A 17,383-nucleotide genomic window follows, 5' to 3' on the forward strand; every position below is an offset into this window, starting at 1 on the left:
CCCCGGGGCCGCCCTGTCCGCGGTTGCGCGGGGCGGCGCCCCGGTCCGCCACGGCGCGGCGCGGGGCCGGGGCAGCACGCCCGCCATGCCCCGCCATCTGCCGCAGGGCCGCGATGCGGTTCTCGGTCGCCGGGTGGGTGGCGAAGAGATTGTCGTGTTTGTAGGCATGCAGCGGGTTGATGATGAACATATGCGCGGTCGCCGGGTTGCGCTCTGCCGCGTGGTTGTCGATCCGCGCGGCGCCCATGGCGATCTTTTCCAGCGCCGAGGCCAGCCACAGCGGCTGCCCGCAGATCTCGGCCCCGGCCTTGTCGGCGGCATATTCCCGCGTGCGGCTGATCGCCATCTGCACCAGCCCCGCCGCGATGGGTGCAAGGACCATCATCAGCAGCGTCCCCACCAGACCCAGCCTTTCGCGCGAGCCGCCGAAGAACAGCGCAAAGTTCGCAAGCATCGAGATCGCCCCGGCGAAGGTCGCGGTGACGGTCATGATCGCGGTGTCGTGGTTGCGGATATGGGCCAGCTCGTGGGCGATGACACCGGCCAGCTCTTCGCGGCTGAGGCTGCGCAGAAGGCCGGTGGTCACCGCAACGGCGGCGTTCTGCGGGTTGCGCCCGGTGGCAAAGGCATTGGGTTGCGGCGTGTCGATCAGGTAGACCGCCGGCACCGGCATCCCCGCGTTCCGCGCAAGCTCTGCCGTCAGCGCGTGCAGGCCCAGGCGGTCGCGCGGCGGCACCGGCTCTGCGTTGTGCATGCGCAGGACCATGCGATCCGAGTTCCACCAGGTGAAGGCATTCATTGCCGCCGCAACGACCAGCGCGATCAGGGCGCCTCCCGACCCGCCGATCAGGTAACCCACGCCCATGAAAAGCGCGGTCATCGCGGCCATCAGTATCGCTGTCTTGACGTAGCCCATCTTCAGCTTCCCGATCCAGTCATCAAACGCGGTCCGCAAGATATGGGAGGCGTCCCGCCCGGTACAAGCACTGGTCCGGACCGCGACGGCCCCGGCGCGCATCGGGCGCGCGGCCCCTATCCGGCGCGCTCAGGCACCGCGATCCTGCGCCCGGGCAATGTGACCCAACGTCATCTTTGCCTTCGCGGGCCGTCTGGTCAACCAATGGGTGTACGCACAGACCGTTTACATCCAAAAATTTAAGCATTTTATGACCGAAATAGACCGCTTGCTGGGAAAAAGTATCGAGGCGCGCAGATCCTTGCTTGGGCTGGGGCGGAGGGCGCTTGCGGCGCGGGTCGGCCTGTCCGAAGCGGCGATCGGGGACATCGAGGCAGGAAAACGGCGCCCGACAGCACGGCAACTGTTTGACATCGCAGAGGCATTGGACCTGCCTGTCCCGGAGGTCTTCCCCTCGATCGCCGCCGAAGCCGCCGCGACAACCGAAGCCAAGGCGCCATCCCTGCCCGGATTTTCCGACGCCCGGGCGGCTGCCGCGCATTATCATGCCCTGTCGAAACCCTGCCGTTCCGCAACGTTTTCGTTTTTGGTTGCGTTGCAACTAGTTCCCGATCAGGCTTATGAGGAATGATCCCGCATCATCGGGAGTGAACCGATACCGCGAGCGTCCTGTGGCCGTCATAGACCTAAGTAAAGGCAATTCGCCGAAGAATGACTTTCGGCAGTTCCTGGACACCGTGTGCGAGACGCACGAAGTCGATTACGCGGCATATGCCGGGATCGACCCGATTGCGCAGACAGTCCATGGATTTGTAAACTACCCTGACGAATGGCAGAAGACCTACGTCGAGCAGAACTTCCAGTACAAGGACCCGACGCTGCTGATGGCCAGTCGCAGCATCGCTCCGGTGGATTGGAAACGGCTGCACGGTGAAACGAACTTCGACACCATCTTCCAGACCGCCCGTGATTTCGGAATCTCGAAACAGGGGCTGACGATCCCGGTGCGCGGCCCCTACGGCGACATGGGGCTGTTCAGCGTCACCCGGGATTGTTCGGAACGGGAATGGCAGTTGCTGAAGTCCAGCATCCTGTCGGAATTGCAGACCGCCGCCGTGCATATCCACGACCACGTCATCCGGTCCCACGCGCTGGGGGCCACGCTGACGCACCCGACCCTGTCGCAGCGGGAAGTTGATGTATTACAATGGATTGCCGCCGGGAAGACCCAGCAGGACGTCGGTGATATCCTGTCGATTTCCAGCCGCACGGTCGAGGTTCACCTGCGGTCCAGCCGGACCAAGCTGGGGGCCCTGACCACGGCACAGGCGGTCGGTCGCGCCATCGGGCTGGGCCTTATCCACCCCCTCTGACCAAGGGCCCGGATAGCCTCGAAAAAGTCGACTAAGGGGTTTCCCTAATAGTAGGAACCCGCCTGTCACTCTATTCCATACTCAGGGGAATGAATGGAGTGCTCAAAATGATCCTGATTATCGACGGTCTCAACAGACATCGCTATACAAAACTGCTTGACGAGATGTTCGAGCTGCGCGCCCGGGTCTTCCGGGACCGCCTTGGCTGGGACGTCGAAGTCACGGACGGCAAGGAAATCGACGAGTTCGACGCGTTGGACCCGGCCTATGTTCTTGGGATCGACGACGAGGGCCACGTGGTGGCCTGTGTCCGCGCACTTCAGACGACCGGGCCGCACATGCTGGCCGATGTCTTCTCGGCCATCCTCGACGGCGAGCCGCCCCTGCGCAGCGCGACGATGTGGGAATCGACTCGGTTCTGCGTCGACACCGATCGGCTGAGCGGCGGAAAATCGCGCAACTCTGTCAGCTATGCCACCTGCGAACTGATGACCGGCGCGCTGGAATACGCGAAGGAATCGGGGATCCGAGGACATCGTGACGGTCATCGACCCGATCATGAACCGCGTGCTGAAGCGCTCGGATTGCGCGCCCTACGACTATGTCGGCTCGACCAAGCCGATGGGCAAGACCTCGGCCATGGCGGCGCTTCTCGACTGCTCCGACGAGCGTATCGACCGCATCCGGGCCTTCGCCGGCATCGAGGGCGACGTCTTCATGGACAGCCAGTCCGCCAAGGCGCTGGAAGATGACGCCGCGCCCACCGCGCTGGACCAGCAGCGCGCCGGCAAAGCGGTCGCGAAGCCCGCGATCTCTGCGGCGATGCTGCGGGACTGGTGCCGCGAGCAGCTGGAAGAGGCGGACACCGCGCAGGACAAGGAAGCCGCAAAAGAGCTGATGTCGACGCTCGAAGCCGCAGGCATGATCCCGGGCAACGGGGTGAAGCCCAAGCGGGCCTGAGTTGCGAACTTCGGCAGCGGTGTGAAAAGGCACCGCTGCCGAAGCGCTTGCGGCCAGAACGATGCCGCCACGACCCTGAACACTGACCGAGCCGCGAAAGCGGCTGTTCCTTTTTGATCGCGGTGGACGACCGGGGCACCCGGTGCATGCGGCGCGCTGCCTGCGCCCGGCCCCGCCTCAACCCACGCTGCCGGTCAGCCCTGCCGGTGCCCCGACCGCGACGGCCCTGCGACGGCAGTGAAAAAGCACCACCGGCCCCGGCATCCCAGCGGCCAACAGGCCTGTCAACAGGCCGGACGCGACGGGCAGCACCCGATCCCGAAGCCGCAGGGTCATTGGCACCCGCAGGCTGTTCTGGACCGCAATGCGAGATTGGCCAGTCACGGCAGGGCTGCCGCCTTTTCCCGACGATTTACCCGGAACGGCACGCCGCGACACATGCACTGCCGCCTTTGCGCGATTGCCCCGGTTTTCCGATGAAATCGAGCCGGATCACCGGAGCGCGGCGCCCGACCGAGCCGAGGCGGTCCAATGCGTTCTGTCGGACGCTCCCGATCATCCTATCGGCAGCCCCGTAGCAAAGGTCCCTTCGGTGAAAGCCCCGGCACGCTTGCGGGCGACGGCCAGATGCCGCCAAGCCCGCAAAACGGCGGGGCGGAAGCGGTTCACCGGAACCCCGCTGCCGCCCCGCCCTGCAACGCCCTCGCCGCCATGCCGCTTTCGGGCGACATGGCGGTCATACCGGTGCGGCGCGCCGGGCGCGGCCCTCAATCGGGCAGGATGCGGATATCCAGCAGCGCGCAGCGCCGCTCGGTCCGCACGACCTCCAGGGCTTCGGCAATCGCCTCGTCCAGCTCCGCCGCCAGTGCGACGCGCCGGGAATAGGCGCGACTGGCCCGGGCCGTCAGGCTGAAGTCCGGGCTGGGCTGCAAGGCCGTCAGCGGCATCCGGTTGGCCCGCGACGCCTCGCCCTTTGGATAGAGCCCGGTCACCGATGCCCGGACGGCGCCCCACTCCTCGTTGTTCAGGACCAGCACCAGAACCGGCAGCTCCAGCGCCTCTGCGATCTGGTGGCAGACCGTCGGGTTGGAGAACATGTAGGACCCGTCCCCCATGGTCGCGACGACCACCCGGTCGGGATCCGCCAGCTGCGCGCCAAGCGCCGCCGGAAAGCCCCATCCAAGACCACCCGAATGCGGTTCCCGGAACCAGGAATTGCGGTCCTGCCGCTCGAGCGGGCCCAGCGGGCAACCCAGTTCGGAAAACACGCTGCTTTTCAGGCCTTTGAGCGCATTGCTGAGGGCACGGCCCACATGCGCCTTGGTCAGCCCCTCGTGCATCGCGTGCGTCGACAGATCGTCGATCCCGCGCCGCACCGCCGCCGAGGCCTCGGCCAGCCCGGCGCGGCGCTGCTCCAGCCTCTGCCGATCGCGCGGCAGCGCTTCCATGGCGGCAATCAGCGCCGGGATGGTCGTCGCGCTTTCCCCGACGATGGACAGGTCCGATCGGAAATTGCGCACCGGGTAGCGCGAGAACAGCGGATCGGGGCCGATGTGGATGATCCGCGCATCGGGGTTGGGCGGATGATTGTCCGGCCACCACGGCGCAAGGCAATCCAGCACCACCACCACATCCGCCTCTGCAAGCCGGGGACCGGGGTTCGCCCCGACGTGGCAGGGGTGATCGGTGGGGATGGCCAGGTGGGTCGCCCACCAGGAACTGACGGCAATGCCCCAGTCCTCGGCCCAGCGGGAAAAGGCGGCAAAGCTCGCCTCGTCGCCGGCGCCGCGCTGCGCGATGACAAGCGGCGCCTTGGCCTCGGCCAGCATCCGCGCCGCTTCAGACAGCGCCGTCGCATCGGGGGCCGCAATCGCCGGGGCCATGGAACAGGGTGCCTCGAGACCCTCGGCCTTCGTCTTTTCGCACAGCACCTCGCGCGGGATCGACAGGTAGACCGGGCCCCGGGGGTCGAGTTCGAGATCGCATAGGCGCGGTCGAGCAGGCCGCCGATCTGCTCGGGGTACTTCAGCTCGTAGTCCCATTTGCAGGACTCGCGCACCAGGGCGGTCTGGTCGCGCATTTCCTGCCCCCAGCCGATCGGCACCGTCCGTGCCCCGAACCGGTCTCCTTCTGTCACCGGGGTGCGGCCCGACATCAGGATCATCGGCACATGTTCGCAGGCGGCGTTGATTGCGCCCGTGGCGCCGTTCGACAGGCCCACATTGGTGTGCAGCATCACCGATTGCGCCTTGCCCGACACCAGCCAGTAGCCATGCGCCATGCTGACAGCCGCATGTTCGTGGGGAATGACCAGCGCCTTCGGCAGGTCGACGCCGCTGGCCTCGGCCTCTGCCAGCCCCTCGATGATCGGCGGAAAGTCGGTGCCGGAATTGGCAAAGACATAGTCGATGCCAAGCGCCTTCAGCCGGGGAAAGATCGCCCCGCCTGCATTGATGACCGGCGCCTCGTCGCGCCGGTCGGTGTCGGGATTCTGGGTCCCGGTTTCTTTTTCAGACATCAGAACGGATATCCCTGCTGTGGATCTTCCATCGTAACCCAGCGCAGTTCGGTAAACGACTCGATCCCCGCCTTGCCGCCGAACCGGCCATAGCCGGAATCGCCGACACCACCGAAAGGCATTTGCGCCTCGTCCTGAACGGTTGCGCCGTTGATATGGCAGATCCCGGCCCGGATGCGCCGGGCAACCGACATTGCGCGGGTCATCTCTGTGCCGAAGACCGAAGAGGACAGCCCGTAAGCCGTGTCGTTCGCCAGTTCGACCGCATGGTCGGTATCGCGCGCCCGGACGACGCAGACCACGGGGCCGAAGCTTTCTTCGCGGAACAGATCCATCTGCGGGGTGACGCCATCCACCACGGTTGCGGGCATGACGGTGCCCTCTGCCGGGGCGCCGCCCGCGCGCACCGTCGCGCCCTTGGCGACGGCGTCATCGATCAGCGCCGAGACACGGTCGACGGTCGAGCGGTCGATCACCGACCCAAGCACCACCTGTCCGCGCGGGTCGCCATGGGGCAGAGCAGCGGCCCGTTCGGCGAAGCGCGCGGCAAAGGCCTCGGCGATCTTCTCATCGACGATGACGCGTTCGGTCGACATGCAGATCTGGCCCTGGTTCATGAAGGCGCCGAAGATGGCGGCGTTGACCGCGCCTTCGATATCCGCGTCATCCAGCACGACGAAGGGGGCCTTGCCGCCCAGTTCCAGCAGCACCGGCTTCAGGTGGCGCGCCGCGGTTTCGGCGATGATCCGGCCAACCCGGGTGGAGCCGGTGAAGTTGATGTGCCGGACGCTGGGATGCTCGACCAGCGCGGTGACAACCTCGGGGGCGTCTTCCTTGGCATGAGAGACGATGTTCAGGACACCTTTGGGCAGCCCGGCCTCGCTCAGCACCTCGCCGATGGCGGCGTGCAGATGCGGACACATTTCCGAGGCCTTGAGCACCACCGTGTTGCCGCATGCAATCGGCATCGCGACCGCACGCACGCCAAGGATCATCGGGGCGTTCCAGGGCGCCATGCCGACAACCACGCCGATCGGCTCGCGCATGCCCATGGCAAGGTTCTTGGGCTTGTCCGAGGGGATGATCTCGCCGGTCAGGAAGGTGGTCGAAGACGCCGCCTCGCGCAGCACCTTGGCGGCGAACATCATGTTGAAGCCAAGCCAGCCCCCGGTCGCGCCGGTTTCCGCGATGCCGATGCCGACCAGCTCTTCGGACCGCGCCTCGAGCAGTTCCGCCGCTTTCCACAGGATGGCGCGCCGGGCCGAGGGGCCGGTTGCCGACCAGCCGGGAAAGGCGGCGGCGGCGGCTTCGACGGCCAGATCGACATCGGCCTTCCGACCGGCTGCCGCAACGGTGGCAACCGCGCCGGTGAAGGGGTCGCGCCGCTCGAAGGTTGCGCCGTCAACGGCTGCGCGCCGCTCGCCATTGATGAAGATACCGTAGGGATCAGACATGTTTTTGCCTCCTGTCATATGTGAAGATCCGGCCCCTTGGGGGCCTTGAAAACCGTTTCCGCAGGTCCGGCCAGATCCGGGTCCAGCAGGCGCACCGCGCCCCAGATGCCCGCCTCGGCGCTGCTGACCACCGGCACACCCGTGCGGCGGCGCAGCGGATCGCCGACGCCCGCCATCCGCAGGCCGCCGCAGGAAATCAGGATGCCGTCCGCTTCCCCCGCGTCCTGCCACAGCGCCCCGGCCTCGGTCAGCAAGCGCTCGGGGCCAAGATCCTTGACCTCGGCGATCCGGCGGATGCCCGGGGAACGCAGGCCGACAACCGCGACACCCGCGCTGCTCAGGTAGTCCTCGAGCATCCGGTTGACGTCGTCGCGATAGGCGGTGAGCACCGCAACCCGCGCCATGCCAAGCGCCTGCAGCGCGTCGATCACCGATTGGGTCATGGTCGTGACCGGCACCCCGCCGCGGGCGGCAATCGTCTCGATCAGGCGGGCATTGAACTCCGGCCCGCGAAAGAAGCTGAGCGACGTTCCCATCAGCGAAACCGCCCCGGCCCCGGCTGCGGCAAGCGTCGCGGCGCGTTCCGCGACCGCGTCGATCACGCCGGAATAACCTGCATCCGACATCTCGCGCAGCCCCAGACCGGCGGCGGTGAACCGGCAATCCGGGAACATCTGCGCGGCCTCCGGCGGCACCGCCCCCTCTGCCGGGGGCACGACAAGTCCAAGATGGTTCATGGCGCCGGGGCCTTGCGGGCCTTTGCCTCGCTTGTCAGGGCCCAGATGATCGAGACCGCCGCGATGGCAAGGAAGACCGCCGGAACCGGTACGGGTCAGCAGGGGCAGGAAGCTGCCGTCGTAGATCACAAGGCCGGACCGCAGGTTCTCTTCCGCCATCGGCGTCAGGATATAGGCGATGATGAAGGGCCCCGTCGGGATCCGCGCCCGGTTCATCAGAAAGCCGACAAGCGCAAAGGCCAGCATCACCCCGACGTCGAAGTAGCGGCTGGAGACCGAGAAGGCTCCGATCACGCAGAACACCACGATCGGCGGCAGAAGCCAGGCCTTGTTCACATACATGAGCTTGGCCAGCATGGGCGTCGCGACCCGCATGACCACCAGCATCACCACGTTGGCCGCAAGGGCGCCACCGATCACCGTATAGGCGATAAAGGCGTTCTGCGAGAACAGCAGGGGGCCGGGGCTGAGATTGTGGATGACCATCGCGCCCAGCAGCACGGCGGTGATCACGGACCCCGGAATCCCCAGGGTGATCAGCGGCACAAGAGAACCCACGGTGCCCGCGTTATTGGCGGATTCCGCCGCGATGATTCCCTCTTCGGCGCCGGTACCGAAGCGTTCGGGCTGCTTCGAGACGGCCTTTTCCACGGAATAGGCGGCGATAGAGGCGGTGGTCCCGCCGACGCCCGGCAGGATGCCGATCCACGTCCCGATCAGCGAGGACCGGACATAGGTCCAGCCATAGTGAAACACGTCACGCAGCCGGATCGAGACGGCGGTGCCCTCGACCGAGGTCTTGCGCACCGGTTTCGGGCTGCCGCTGTCCTCCAGCAGCTGGCTGAGCACCAGCGTGCCAAGGATGACCGGCAGCAGGGTCAGGCCGTTGTCGAGCGCGGGCCAGCCGAAGGTCATGCGCAGCGAGCCCGACACCGGGTCGATACCCGGCAACGAGACCAGCGCCCCGAACGCCGCCGCCAGCAGGCCGTTCAGCAGGCTGCCCCGGGACACGGCGGCAATCAGGCTGAGCGCCACGACCACCATGGCGAAAATCTCGTAGGGGCCGAACTTGACCGCCACATGCGACAGCGGCGGGGACAGCACGGCAAGCACGACCCAGGCGAACATGCCGCCGACAAATGAGGCCGAGATGCCCAGCCCCAGCGCGCGCGCCGGATGGCCGCCCGCCGCCATGGGATAGCCGTCCAGCGTGGTCATGATGGCCGCTTCGGTGCCCGGCATGCGCATCAGGGTTGCGCTGATCAGCCCGCCGGTGGTCGCGCCGATATACATCGCGACAAGCAGCAGAAGCGCGTCCGCCCCGTCCATGAAATAGGTCATCGGCAGGGCCAGCGCGATGATCATTGCCCCCGACAGGCCGGGGATCGACCCGATGAAGATGCCCACCATGGTCCCAAGCACGACCCAAGGCATCCCGGCTGTCAGGACATGCAGAAAAGCGTCAGTCATTGCCGCCCCGTATTAGAGATTGATGAAGAAGAAGCGCGTGAAGATGGCAAACACCGCGGCGGCATAGCCTGCCGACAACAGGGCGAGGCCCGTCACCGCCTTCATGTCGCGCACCGGCGCCAGCAGCAGGAAGAACAGGAAGCAGAAAAGCGCCGTCGAGGCGACGTAATGCACGCCCCCCGAGGCAAGGACCGCCACATAGCCCGCCATCAGCACAAAGGTGGCCGGGATCCGCCAGGACAGGCCCGGCGCGCCCGGCCCGGCCCCATCGCCCCGCAGCAGCATCTCGATGGTCTTGAGCGCACCGAGGCCAAGGGCAAGCCCCCCAACACTGTGGGGAAGGCGCCTTTGCCAATGGCTTCCCAGGGTGAGGAGGGCATGGCGAGGCCCGCTTTCAGACTGGCCGCTCCGGCCAGCAAAACAAGCAGAAGAAAGGTCAGTTCAAACCCGTTGTTCCGCAATGACGATCCCGCCATGTCAATCCCTCTCCGATCCTGGTTATTAAGGGCAGCCTCAGCCGCCGGAGGTTTCGCGAACCACGTCGGCCACATCAAGGAACGACTGGTATTCCCTGGCGACCGCATCCCGCAGCTCTTCGCCCCGCAGGATCGCGCGCTCTTCGCCCGAAGACTCGATATGCGCCTGCACCTCGTCAGAGTTCAATGCCGCCTCGATCGCGTCCGCCAGCACCGCGATCACATCCTCGGGCGTGCCCTTGGGGGCCCAGTAGCGGCGGATGAGGCAGGCCTCGACGTCATGCCCCAGCTCTTTCAGCGTGGGCACATCCGGCAGGCTCTCGTACCGGTCGGGACCGGCGACGGCCAGCGCGCGCAGATCCTCGGCGCCCCGCTCGACCCAGGGCGGCGACAGCAGTGCGAAATCGCTAAACCCACCCTTCAGTGCCGCGAAACGCTTGGAGGTGCCGCCCGTCGGGACAATCGTCCAGCGCGTATCGGTGGACTGCATCAGCTGGGCAGAGGGGAAATGCGTCGCGCTGCCGATGGCATCCGCCTGCTTCAGGCCGCGTCCGCGCTCTTCGGCGGCGGCAATCAGGTCTTCCATCGACTGGAATTCCGACTCTTTCGGCACGGCGACGAACATGCAGGCCCGCGTCGCCTGGATCACCGGCTCGAAGTCCTCCGGCGAATATTCCACCCGCCCGATGGCCGAGACAGAGAACATCTCCTGGTGGATTTGCAGAATCGTGTGGCCGTCCGGCTCTGCCGACAGCACCGAACGCGAGCCGACCGTTCCGGCCGCGCCATCGGCATTCACGACGGCCACGGGCACCGGCAACAGGTCGTTCTTCTCGATCGAGGCCTGCACCGCGCGCGCCAGGGCATCGGTGCCGCCGCCTGCGGAAAAGGGAACGATCAACTGGACAGGCTTCTCGGGGAACTCCGCGAGGGCCGGCGTTGCCGCGTCCGCAAGCGCCAGTGCGGCGGTCGCCAGTCGTGTTTTCATGAGCATGAACTTTCCTCCTCATAGTCGGCGGACACAGGTCCGCGCCTCCGTAAAATGAGCATGGTTAGAGACCTTCTTGATGTCAACGGTTTTATGTGCCACCAATTTGAGACCATCAGGAGACGACCATGAATCTGACCATTTCCGAGATCAACGCGTACCCCGCATACATCCCGACCACACTCGACATCGGCCCCGCGCAGGCCGCCGCCTCATTGTCCTGCTGCGTGATCGAGGTGAAGACCGCAGACGGGGTGACCGGGTACGGCTACACCGCCATCACCGACGAAGAAGTGATCGTCTCGATCATCGACAACCTGCTGGCCCCCGACCTCAAGGGCATGTCCGCGCTCGACCGCGAAGCCATCGCCGAGCGAGATCTACTGGATGGTCTCGCCGCGCGGACAGACCGGCTATGGCAGCCACGCGGCCTCGGGGATCGACCTGGCGCTCTGGGACATTCTGGGCAAGGTCACCGGGCAACCCTGCTGGCGGCTGCTGGGCGGGGCCCGGTCCGAAGTGCCGCTTTACGTGACCTTCGGCTTCGGCTCTTTCGACCGCGAACAGCTGGCCGATGCCGCCCGCCACCTGCGGTCCGACGGAGTGCGCCGCCTGAAGATGGTCGTGGGCCATCACGCCCTGAAACGGGTGGCGGCGGGCGCAAGCATGTCCGACATCCTGAAGGAAGACATCGAGCGGGTGCGGGTCGTGCGCGAGGCGGCGGGTGACGATGCCGAGATCTACATCGATGCCAATTGCAGCCTCGATCCCGCCTCGGCGCAATGGCTGGACGACCGCCTGAAGGACCTCGACATCGCCTTCTTCGAAGAGCCTCTGCGCGGCAACGACACCCGCCAGCTTGCCAATCTGCGGGCGCGGGGCACCCGCATTGCCGCCGGCCAGAACGAGGGGCAGCTGTTCCGCTTCCGGGATCTGCTGACGTCCGGCGCCGTGGACGTGATCCAGCCCAACGTCGTGATCTGCGGCGGCCTGACCGTCGGGCAGAAGGTGGCGGCCATGGCCGACGCGCATCAGGTTCAGCTTGCGAACGGCGGGGCCTTCCCCTTCCACAACATGCACCTGCATGGCGGTCTGGCCAATGGCGGGCTTGTCGAATGGCACCTGATCTCGGTCGAGATGGGCCGGTCGCTCTTCACCGATCTGCCGGATCGCGACGGCGACGTCCTGCGCCTGCCCGAAACGCCGGGCCTCGGGCTTCGGCGCGAATCTGGACGCGCTGCGCGAGTTTGCGGCGGGGCCGCTGTCCAAGGGCCGGGGCAAGGGCTGATGGCCCCGGTCGTATCCTACCGGGACCTGCGAAAGCAGGCCCGGCGCAAGCTTCCGCGATTCGCCTTCGACTTCGTCGATGGCGGGGCGGGGGACGAGGCCGGTCTCGATCGCAACGAGGCCGCCTACCGCGCCCGGTGCCTTCAACCGCGCGTGTTGATCAACAGCGACCGCGCCCTGCCCCTGAAACGGCGCTTTCTGGGCCGCGACTGGGCCCTGCCCTTCGGAATTCCCCCATCGGGTTGGCGGGCATCGCCTGGCCCGAGATCGACCTGCTGCTGGCCGAAGCCGCCGAGCAAGCGGGCATTCCCTACGTCGCCTCGACACCGGCCACCGTCGCGCTGGAACGCCTCCGGCAACGGGCGCCCGAGTCCGCATGGTTCCAGCTTTATGTCGGGAAATCCGAGGAGATCACCGCCGATCTGCTTGCCCGGGCCAAGGCCGCGGGCTACCGGACGCTTGTGGTGACGGCGGATGTGCCGCGCCCCGGTCGCAGGCTGCGCGATCTCAGGAACGGCTTTGCGCTGCCCCTGAAACCCGGACCGCGCCTTGCCTTCGACCTGATGCGCCATCCCGGCTGGGCCCTGCGGACCGCCCGCCACGGCGCCCCCCGGTTCGCCAACCTCGAACCCTATGCGGAACGCGGCAGCAGCACGCAGTCGCTGGCGCAGCTCATGGCCGGGCAAAGCTCTGGCCGTCTGGACTGGGCGCTTCTGCGCGAGATCCGCGACGGCTGGTCCGGTCAGGTCATTCTCAAGGGTGTCAGCGCGCCGCAGGATGCGGTGAAGGCCGCCGAGACCGGCGTCGATGCCGTCTGGGTGTCCAACCATGGCGGGCGGCAGCTTTCCTCGGCGCCCGCCCCGCTGGACGCGCTGCCTGAGATCAGGCGCGCCCTGCCCGCAGGCTTCCCGCTGGCGCTGGACGGAGGCATCCGCAGCGGCGAGGACATGATCAAGGCCCTGGCCGCAGGGGCGGATTTCGTCTTTGCCGGGCGTCCGTTCCTCTATGCCATAGCCGCGCTTGGCCCGCGCGGCGCGTCGCGGCTGATCGCGCAATTCGCCAGCGAGCTGGAAAACACCATGGCCCAAATCGGGTGGAGCGATCTCGACCTGCAGGATGGCGCAGGCTAGGACTGGACATGACTTTTGCGAAATCGGAATTTTCGACCATGACAACATCAGAGCAGACCGATCCGGCGCCCCGGAAGGCCCGCGAGGGCGACCGCGAGCTGAACTACGGCTTTCTCCAGAATTTTGTCGGTCATTACCTGCGGCTGGCCTACGAGGCATCCTACGACGATTTCGCAAAGCGGTTGGGCGAGGATCAGCTGAAACCCGGCTATTTCAGCATGCTTGTCATCATCCGCAACAATCGCGGCATCACCCAGCGCGAACTGGGCGAGAGCATCGGCAGGGACAAGTCCAGCGTCGCCAAGGCGCTGCGCACCCTGGAGGATCGCGGCCTGATCTACCGCGAGCGGGTCGAGAACGACCGACGGAACTACGCCAGCTTCCTGACCGACAAGGGGCTTGAGACCTACGAGCGCATGGAGGTCAAAGCGCAGGAACACACCAAGCATCTGGACGCGGTCATCGGGCCGGAACGCCGCGACGCGGTCTTCGGCGCCCTGCGCGACCTCATCGACCTGCGACACGGCTCCTCCGACAGCTAGGCCAGCGGGCCGGGTCACCGCCAGCCGGTGATCCCGGCGCCGTCATCGGGGCGCTGGTGATGCGGCTGGCCCGGGGATCGGAGATCGGCCCGGAAGCCGCCACTTGGCAAGGCGCTCTTGATGGTCGCGACAGCCGGGAAGGTGCCGCTCCGGACCCTTCCCCGGCCGATCACCCGGCGACCCTGTCGGTCACGGTGCCGGTCTGCGCCCACCCGATCCGGGCGACGGGCCGGACCGGGCGATGGGTTGCCCGCACGGATGATGATTGACCAGCGCGGCGCAGGAGCCACTCCCTGCGCCCGCCAACCCGGCCCCGCAAAAGACGGGGCCGGGTCTTGTTTCAAAGCCGGGTTCTTATTCGGCCTCGCCCAGCAGGTAGCGGTGGAAGGCCGGATTGACCCAGACGTCGATGGTCTCGACACCGAAATCCGAACCTGCGGACCGGATCTGCTCTGCCCGGGTCGCGGCATTTTCCGGCAGGGAGGCCAGATCCGCCTGATAGCCGTCGATCGTCACGACGTTCTCGCTGATCCGCACGTAATCGTCATTCTCGACATAGGACCGGTAGAAGGGCTGCCACCAGGAGGCGTGGATCAGCCCGGGCTCGTCCTGCGCGTCCTTCTTCGCGTATGTGGTGATCAGCTCCATGAAGGCGTCGCGGCGTTCGGCATTCCGGAACTCGAGGTCCAGATTGTACTCTTTCACGACCGAGACCATCTTGCCGCTGTCGAAGGTGACGACGCTGGGGCCGGGCTCACCCCATTCCGGCAGGAAGACAAAGGCCGAGGATTTCGGAATGAACTGGACCTTGGGGTCGAAGCCCTCGCTCTTCATCAGGTAGATCAGCTGAACTGCATGCTGGATGTCGCCATGCCCGTAGCGCAGCATCAGATCGGGGTCGAAATTGGACGCATCCCCGGTGCTGACGACGTTGTAGCCGGTGGTATAGCCCTTATCGATCAGGCCGTTCAGGAAGGTCAGGACTTCGTCGTTCTGGATGACGGTCGCCGCTTCCCAGCTGTGGACCAGCCGCTCTGCGATGTTCCGGTCCGAGACGTTTCCGATGTAGCTTTCGGACACGTCCTGCTGGTCGACGACAAAGGCGCCCAGCTTTTCCGAGACGGTCGCGGGATCGCCCAGGTCCGCCGCAGAGAGGACGCCCATGTCGATCAGCAGGGCATCGGCCTGCGACTGGCTGGCGCCCCCGGTCGCCCGTTCGACCTTTTCCGCGCTATAGGTGGCGGCCAGTTCGGCCAGCTTCAGGGCCTCGACCGCCTGCTCGGTGGACATATCGACCGCGAAGGCCCGGCCCGCGATGGGCAAAAGCGCGGCGGCCAGCGCCCTGCGGATGATGGTGGTGGTCATGTATCCTCTCCTTGCGTGGTGTCGTGTGTCAGTCGTCGCCGTCAAGCGCCGCGCGGCAGGCCCGGATCGCGGCGCCGACCTCTTCCCCTTCGCGCAGCAAACTTCCGCCCAGCAGGTAGACGCAGTCAGACCCGTATTGCGCCCGCATGTCGGGCAGGCGGTCGGGTGACATGCCGCCGCCGGGGCTGGGCAGGATCGCGCGACCGATACCCGCCCCGGACCGGCAGGCCGAGGCGATCTCGGCGCATTCCTCCGGCGAGAAGCCGAACCGCCCGCCGTGATTGGGGAAGACCGAGATATCGGCGCCCGCAAGCCGCATCATCTGACCGAAGAGCATCCCGTGCCCATAGCCCTGATCGGGCGACAGCACATAGGGGCCAAGGTGGCTGGGATGGGCCATGACCGGCAGATCGAAATCGGCATCCTGTGCCAGACGGTTCATCGCATCGAAACCGAAGAGGCCCGGCATCAGCAGGACACCCCCGGCCCCGGCATCGCGGGCGTAGCAGGCCAGATCGCGGACCTGATCGCCATGCCCCCCAATGCTGGCGAAATAGAGCGCCCGCGTGCTGTCGCCCGCATCGGCACGTTCGGCATTGGCGCGCGCCACCGCCGCGGCGGCAATCGCCACCCGCTCTCGGAAGGGCGCCGCGTCCTGATTGGCCAGCCCGTGGTCTTCCTTGACGATATCCGCGCCCGCGCGGGCGGTGAGATAACAGAAGCGGGCCAGCGTTTCCGAGGACGATCCCTGCGGTTTGACCACCGGGCAGAGGTAGCCGCCGGTCTTGCGGCCGGTCAGGGCGCGCAGGCCCTCTGCGCCGAAGCGAGCGCCGGGGAAGCGCGCCCGCAGCTCCGCATCCGGCGCAAGGTCAATGGCCCTGACCCCCCGAAGGATCGAGGCATTGCCGAGGATCACATTGACCAACTGCGGCAGTTCCCGGCCAACCGCGTCGACATGGTAGCCGATCCGGGCATGCCAAACGCCGTCACCCACCTGCTCCAGCCCCAGCACACGGCCCAGCACCACGTCCTCGACATAGCCTGTCGGGACCACATCCCGGGGGATCTCGACCGTGTCTTCCAGCGCGATGGCCGCGGCCAGTTCTTCGGCCTCGGCGGGCGCGCCCGCGGCCAGCCGGTAGGTGACGGCGAAGCAGTCCATCACAGCGCCTCGGCCTTCACCAGCGAATGCACCTCGTCGACCCGGGCGGCGGCCAGATCGTCTTCGGTGATGTCGAACTGCGCCCCCATCAGCGTTTCGATCCCGCCGACCAGCGCCAGCGCGTCCAGACCGTAGTGCCGCATCAGATACCCCCGCGAGCCGCCATGGGCGTAGGTGTCCTTCAGCCCCAGCCGGACAAGGCGCTTGCCCACGCCCGCATCGGCCATGGTTTCGGCCACCAGACTGCCGATGCCGCCCTCGGTCACGTGGTTTTCAAGGGTGACGACGCCGTGGCGGACACTGCCGATATGATCCAGAAGCGCCTGCGCGTCGAAGGGCTTGATCGTGTGCAGATGAAGGTGACGGAAGCTGACCCCGACGCGCGCCAGCGCCGCGCGCGCGCGCATGGCCTCTTCGGTACTGATGCCCGAGGTGACGATCAGCACATCCTCGCCGCTGGCAAGCTCGCGCATCTCGCCCACCTTAATCGGCGTGTCGAACAGGCGCGGCACCGATCCGCGCAGGACGCGGCACCAGACCGGCCCGTCGATGCTGTCTGCGGCCTCGCAGATGCTTTCCACCTCGGTCGCATCGCCGGTTTCCAGGATGGTCATGTTGGGGATCGACCGCATGACAGAGACATCCTCGATGGCCTGATGCGTCATCCCGCCCGGCGTGGTGACGCCGGGAAGAAAGCCCATCATCCGCACCTTGCGGCGGGGATAGGCGATCGAGGCCATCAGCTGGTCGTAGGGGCGCCGGTACATGAAGACGCCGAAGGTATGGATGAAGGGGCGGAACCCGGCCAGCGCAAGACCGCCGGCAAAGCTCATCATGTTCTGCTCGGCCATGCCCAGCGACAGGAACTGGTCCGGGTGGCGGTCGCGGAACCCGTCGATCTCGCAGGACGAGGTCAGATCGGCGCTCAGGCAGAGGATGTCGGGATTTCCGGCGGCAAAGGACTCGAAGGCCTTGGCGTAGGGGCGGCTCACCATCTCAATCATG

The 17,383-nt window shown here is 66.6% G+C and carries 12 protein-coding genes and 4 pseudogenes; 6 read left to right on the forward strand and 10 right to left on the reverse strand.

The window, feature by feature from the left end:
• Nucleotides 1–4 precede the first annotated feature (4 nt).
• A pseudogene (gene htpX, locus ABFB10_RS21950) lies at nucleotides 5–916 on the reverse strand (zinc metalloprotease HtpX); the annotation flags it as partial.
• A 208-nt stretch (nucleotides 917–1,124) separates the two neighbouring features.
• Between htpX and ABFB10_RS21955 the strand changes: the two are divergent.
• The 4 genes and pseudogenes from ABFB10_RS21955 (at nucleotide 1,125) to ABFB10_RS21970 (ending at nucleotide 3,249) form a co-directional block, all read left to right on the forward strand.
• The gene (locus ABFB10_RS21955) at nucleotides 1,125–1,547 is read left to right on the forward strand and encodes a helix-turn-helix domain-containing protein (protein ID WP_347168353.1); all 423 of its coding nucleotides are present in this window, start codon (nucleotides 1,125–1,127) and stop codon (nucleotides 1,545–1,547) included.
• A gap of 40 nt (nucleotides 1,548–1,587) precedes the next feature.
• A complete protein-coding gene (locus tag ABFB10_RS21960) occupies nucleotides 1,588–2,289 on the forward strand; it encodes an autoinducer binding domain-containing protein (protein ID WP_347168354.1) in 702 nt (233 codons plus the stop codon).
• A 164-nt stretch (nucleotides 2,290–2,453) separates the two neighbouring features.
• A pseudogene (locus tag ABFB10_RS21965) lies at nucleotides 2,454–2,738 on the forward strand (acyl-homoserine-lactone synthase); the annotation flags it as partial.
• An 88-nt stretch (nucleotides 2,739–2,826) separates the two neighbouring features.
• Nucleotides 2,827–3,249: an acyl-homoserine-lactone synthase gene (locus tag ABFB10_RS21970; RefSeq protein ID WP_347168355.1), complete on the forward strand. Its 423-nt coding sequence runs from the start codon at nucleotides 2,827–2,829 to the stop codon at nucleotides 3,247–3,249.
• Between the two features lie 767 nt (nucleotides 3,250–4,016).
• Here ABFB10_RS21970 and ABFB10_RS21975 read toward each other — a convergent pair.
• From ABFB10_RS21975 to ABFB10_RS22000, 6 genes and pseudogenes are all read right to left on the reverse strand, one after another.
• A complete protein-coding gene (locus ABFB10_RS21975; protein WP_347168356.1) occupies nucleotides 4,017–5,291 on the reverse strand; it encodes a thiamine pyrophosphate-dependent enzyme in 1,275 nt (424 codons plus the stop codon).
• A gap of 101 nt (nucleotides 5,292–5,392) precedes the next feature.
• Nucleotides 5,393–5,767 (reverse strand): annotated as a pseudogene (locus ABFB10_RS21980) (thiamine pyrophosphate-binding protein); the annotation flags it as partial.
• Nucleotides 5,767–7,221 carry an aldehyde dehydrogenase gene (locus ABFB10_RS21985; protein WP_206563487.1) on the reverse strand — a complete coding sequence of 485 codons (1,455 nt, stop codon included), beginning with the start codon at nucleotides 7,219–7,221 and terminating at the stop codon, nucleotides 5,767–5,769. The pseudogene ABFB10_RS21980 and the gene ABFB10_RS21985, both read right to left, overlap by 1 nt.
• 14 nt (nucleotides 7,222–7,235) lie before the next feature.
• Nucleotides 7,236–9,428, reverse strand: coding sequence for an arylmalonate decarboxylase (locus ABFB10_RS21990; protein WP_347168357.1), 2,193 nt, complete (start codon nucleotides 9,426–9,428; stop codon nucleotides 7,236–7,238).
• A gap of 12 nt (nucleotides 9,429–9,440) precedes the next feature.
• Nucleotides 9,441–9,713, reverse strand: coding sequence for a hypothetical protein (locus ABFB10_RS21995; protein WP_430523066.1), 273 nt, complete (start codon nucleotides 9,711–9,713; stop codon nucleotides 9,441–9,443).
• A gap of 228 nt (nucleotides 9,714–9,941) precedes the next feature.
• Nucleotides 9,942–10,898, reverse strand: coding sequence for a tripartite tricarboxylate transporter substrate binding protein (locus tag ABFB10_RS22000; RefSeq protein WP_347168358.1), 957 nt, complete (start codon nucleotides 10,896–10,898; stop codon nucleotides 9,942–9,944).
• Nucleotides 10,899–11,279: 381 nt separating this feature from the next.
• Between ABFB10_RS22000 and ABFB10_RS22005 the strand changes: the two are divergent.
• Both ABFB10_RS22005 and ABFB10_RS22010 read left to right on the forward strand, forming a co-directional pair.
• A pseudogene (locus tag ABFB10_RS22005) lies at nucleotides 11,280–13,309 on the forward strand (alpha-hydroxy-acid oxidizing protein).
• A 38-nt stretch (nucleotides 13,310–13,347) separates the two neighbouring features.
• Complete coding sequence (locus tag ABFB10_RS22010) at nucleotides 13,348–13,851, forward strand: MarR family winged helix-turn-helix transcriptional regulator (protein ID WP_347168359.1); 504 nt, start codon at nucleotides 13,348–13,350, stop codon at nucleotides 13,849–13,851.
• Nucleotides 13,852–14,205: 354 nt separating this feature from the next.
• Here ABFB10_RS22010 and ABFB10_RS22015 read toward each other — a convergent pair whose 3' ends face one another.
• Genes ABFB10_RS22015 through ABFB10_RS22025 form a run of 3 tightly spaced genes read right to left on the reverse strand, consistent with a single transcriptional unit; the run spans nucleotide 14,206 to nucleotide 17,382 of the window.
• Nucleotides 14,206–15,216, reverse strand: a complete 1,011-nt coding sequence (locus tag ABFB10_RS22015) for a hypothetical protein (RefSeq protein ID WP_347168360.1) — start codon at nucleotides 15,214–15,216, stop codon at nucleotides 14,206–14,208.
• A gap of 28 nt (nucleotides 15,217–15,244) precedes the next feature.
• A complete protein-coding gene (locus tag ABFB10_RS22020; RefSeq protein ID WP_347168361.1) occupies nucleotides 15,245–16,378 on the reverse strand; it encodes a RuBisCO large subunit C-terminal-like domain-containing protein in 1,134 nt (377 codons plus the stop codon).
• Entirely contained in the window at nucleotides 16,378–17,382 is a 1,005-nt protein-coding gene (locus ABFB10_RS22025; RefSeq protein WP_347168362.1) for a transketolase family protein, read from the reverse strand. Before ABFB10_RS22025 ends, ABFB10_RS22020 begins: the two co-directional genes overlap by 1 nt.
• Between the last annotated feature and the right edge of the window lies 1 nt (nucleotide 17,383).

The organism is Ponticoccus litoralis, assembly GCF_039769985.1.
GTDB lineage: Bacteria > Pseudomonadota > Alphaproteobacteria > Rhodobacterales > Rhodobacteraceae > Ponticoccus > Ponticoccus litoralis.

What these genes read in the sequence shown, in the direction of transcription:
- ABFB10_RS21975 (WP_347168356.1), bottom strand. Translation starts at nt 5,291, where the DNA reads ATGGGACTACGAGCTGAAGTACCCCGAGCAGATCGGCGGCCTGCTCGA.
- ABFB10_RS21985 (WP_206563487.1), bottom strand. Translation starts at nt 7,221, where the DNA reads ATGTCTGATCCCTACGGTATCTTCATCAATGGCGAGCGGCGCGCAGCC.
- ABFB10_RS21990 (WP_347168357.1), bottom strand. Translation starts at nt 9,428, where the DNA reads ATGACTGACGCTTTTCTGCATGTCCTGACAGCCGGGATGCCTTGGGTC.
- ABFB10_RS21995 (WP_430523066.1), bottom strand. Translation starts at nt 9,713, where the DNA reads ATGCTGCTGCGGGGCGATGGGGCCGGGCCGGGCGCGCCGGGCCTGTCC.
- ABFB10_RS22000 (WP_347168358.1), bottom strand. Translation starts at nt 10,898, where the DNA reads ATGCTCATGAAAACACGACTGGCGACCGCCGCACTGGCGCTTGCGGAC.
- ABFB10_RS22010 (WP_347168359.1), top strand. Translation starts at nt 13,348, where the DNA reads ATGACAACATCAGAGCAGACCGATCCGGCGCCCCGGAAGGCCCGCGAG.
- ABFB10_RS22015 (WP_347168360.1), bottom strand. Translation starts at nt 15,216, where the DNA reads ATGACCACCACCATCATCCGCAGGGCGCTGGCCGCCGCGCTTTTGCCC.
- ABFB10_RS22020 (WP_347168361.1), bottom strand. Translation starts at nt 16,378, where the DNA reads ATGGACTGCTTCGCCGTCACCTACCGGCTGGCCGCGGGCGCGCCCGCC.
- ABFB10_RS22025 (WP_347168362.1), bottom strand. Translation starts at nt 17,382, where the DNA reads ATGATTGAGATGGTGAGCCGCCCCTACGCCAAGGCCTTCGAGTCCTTT.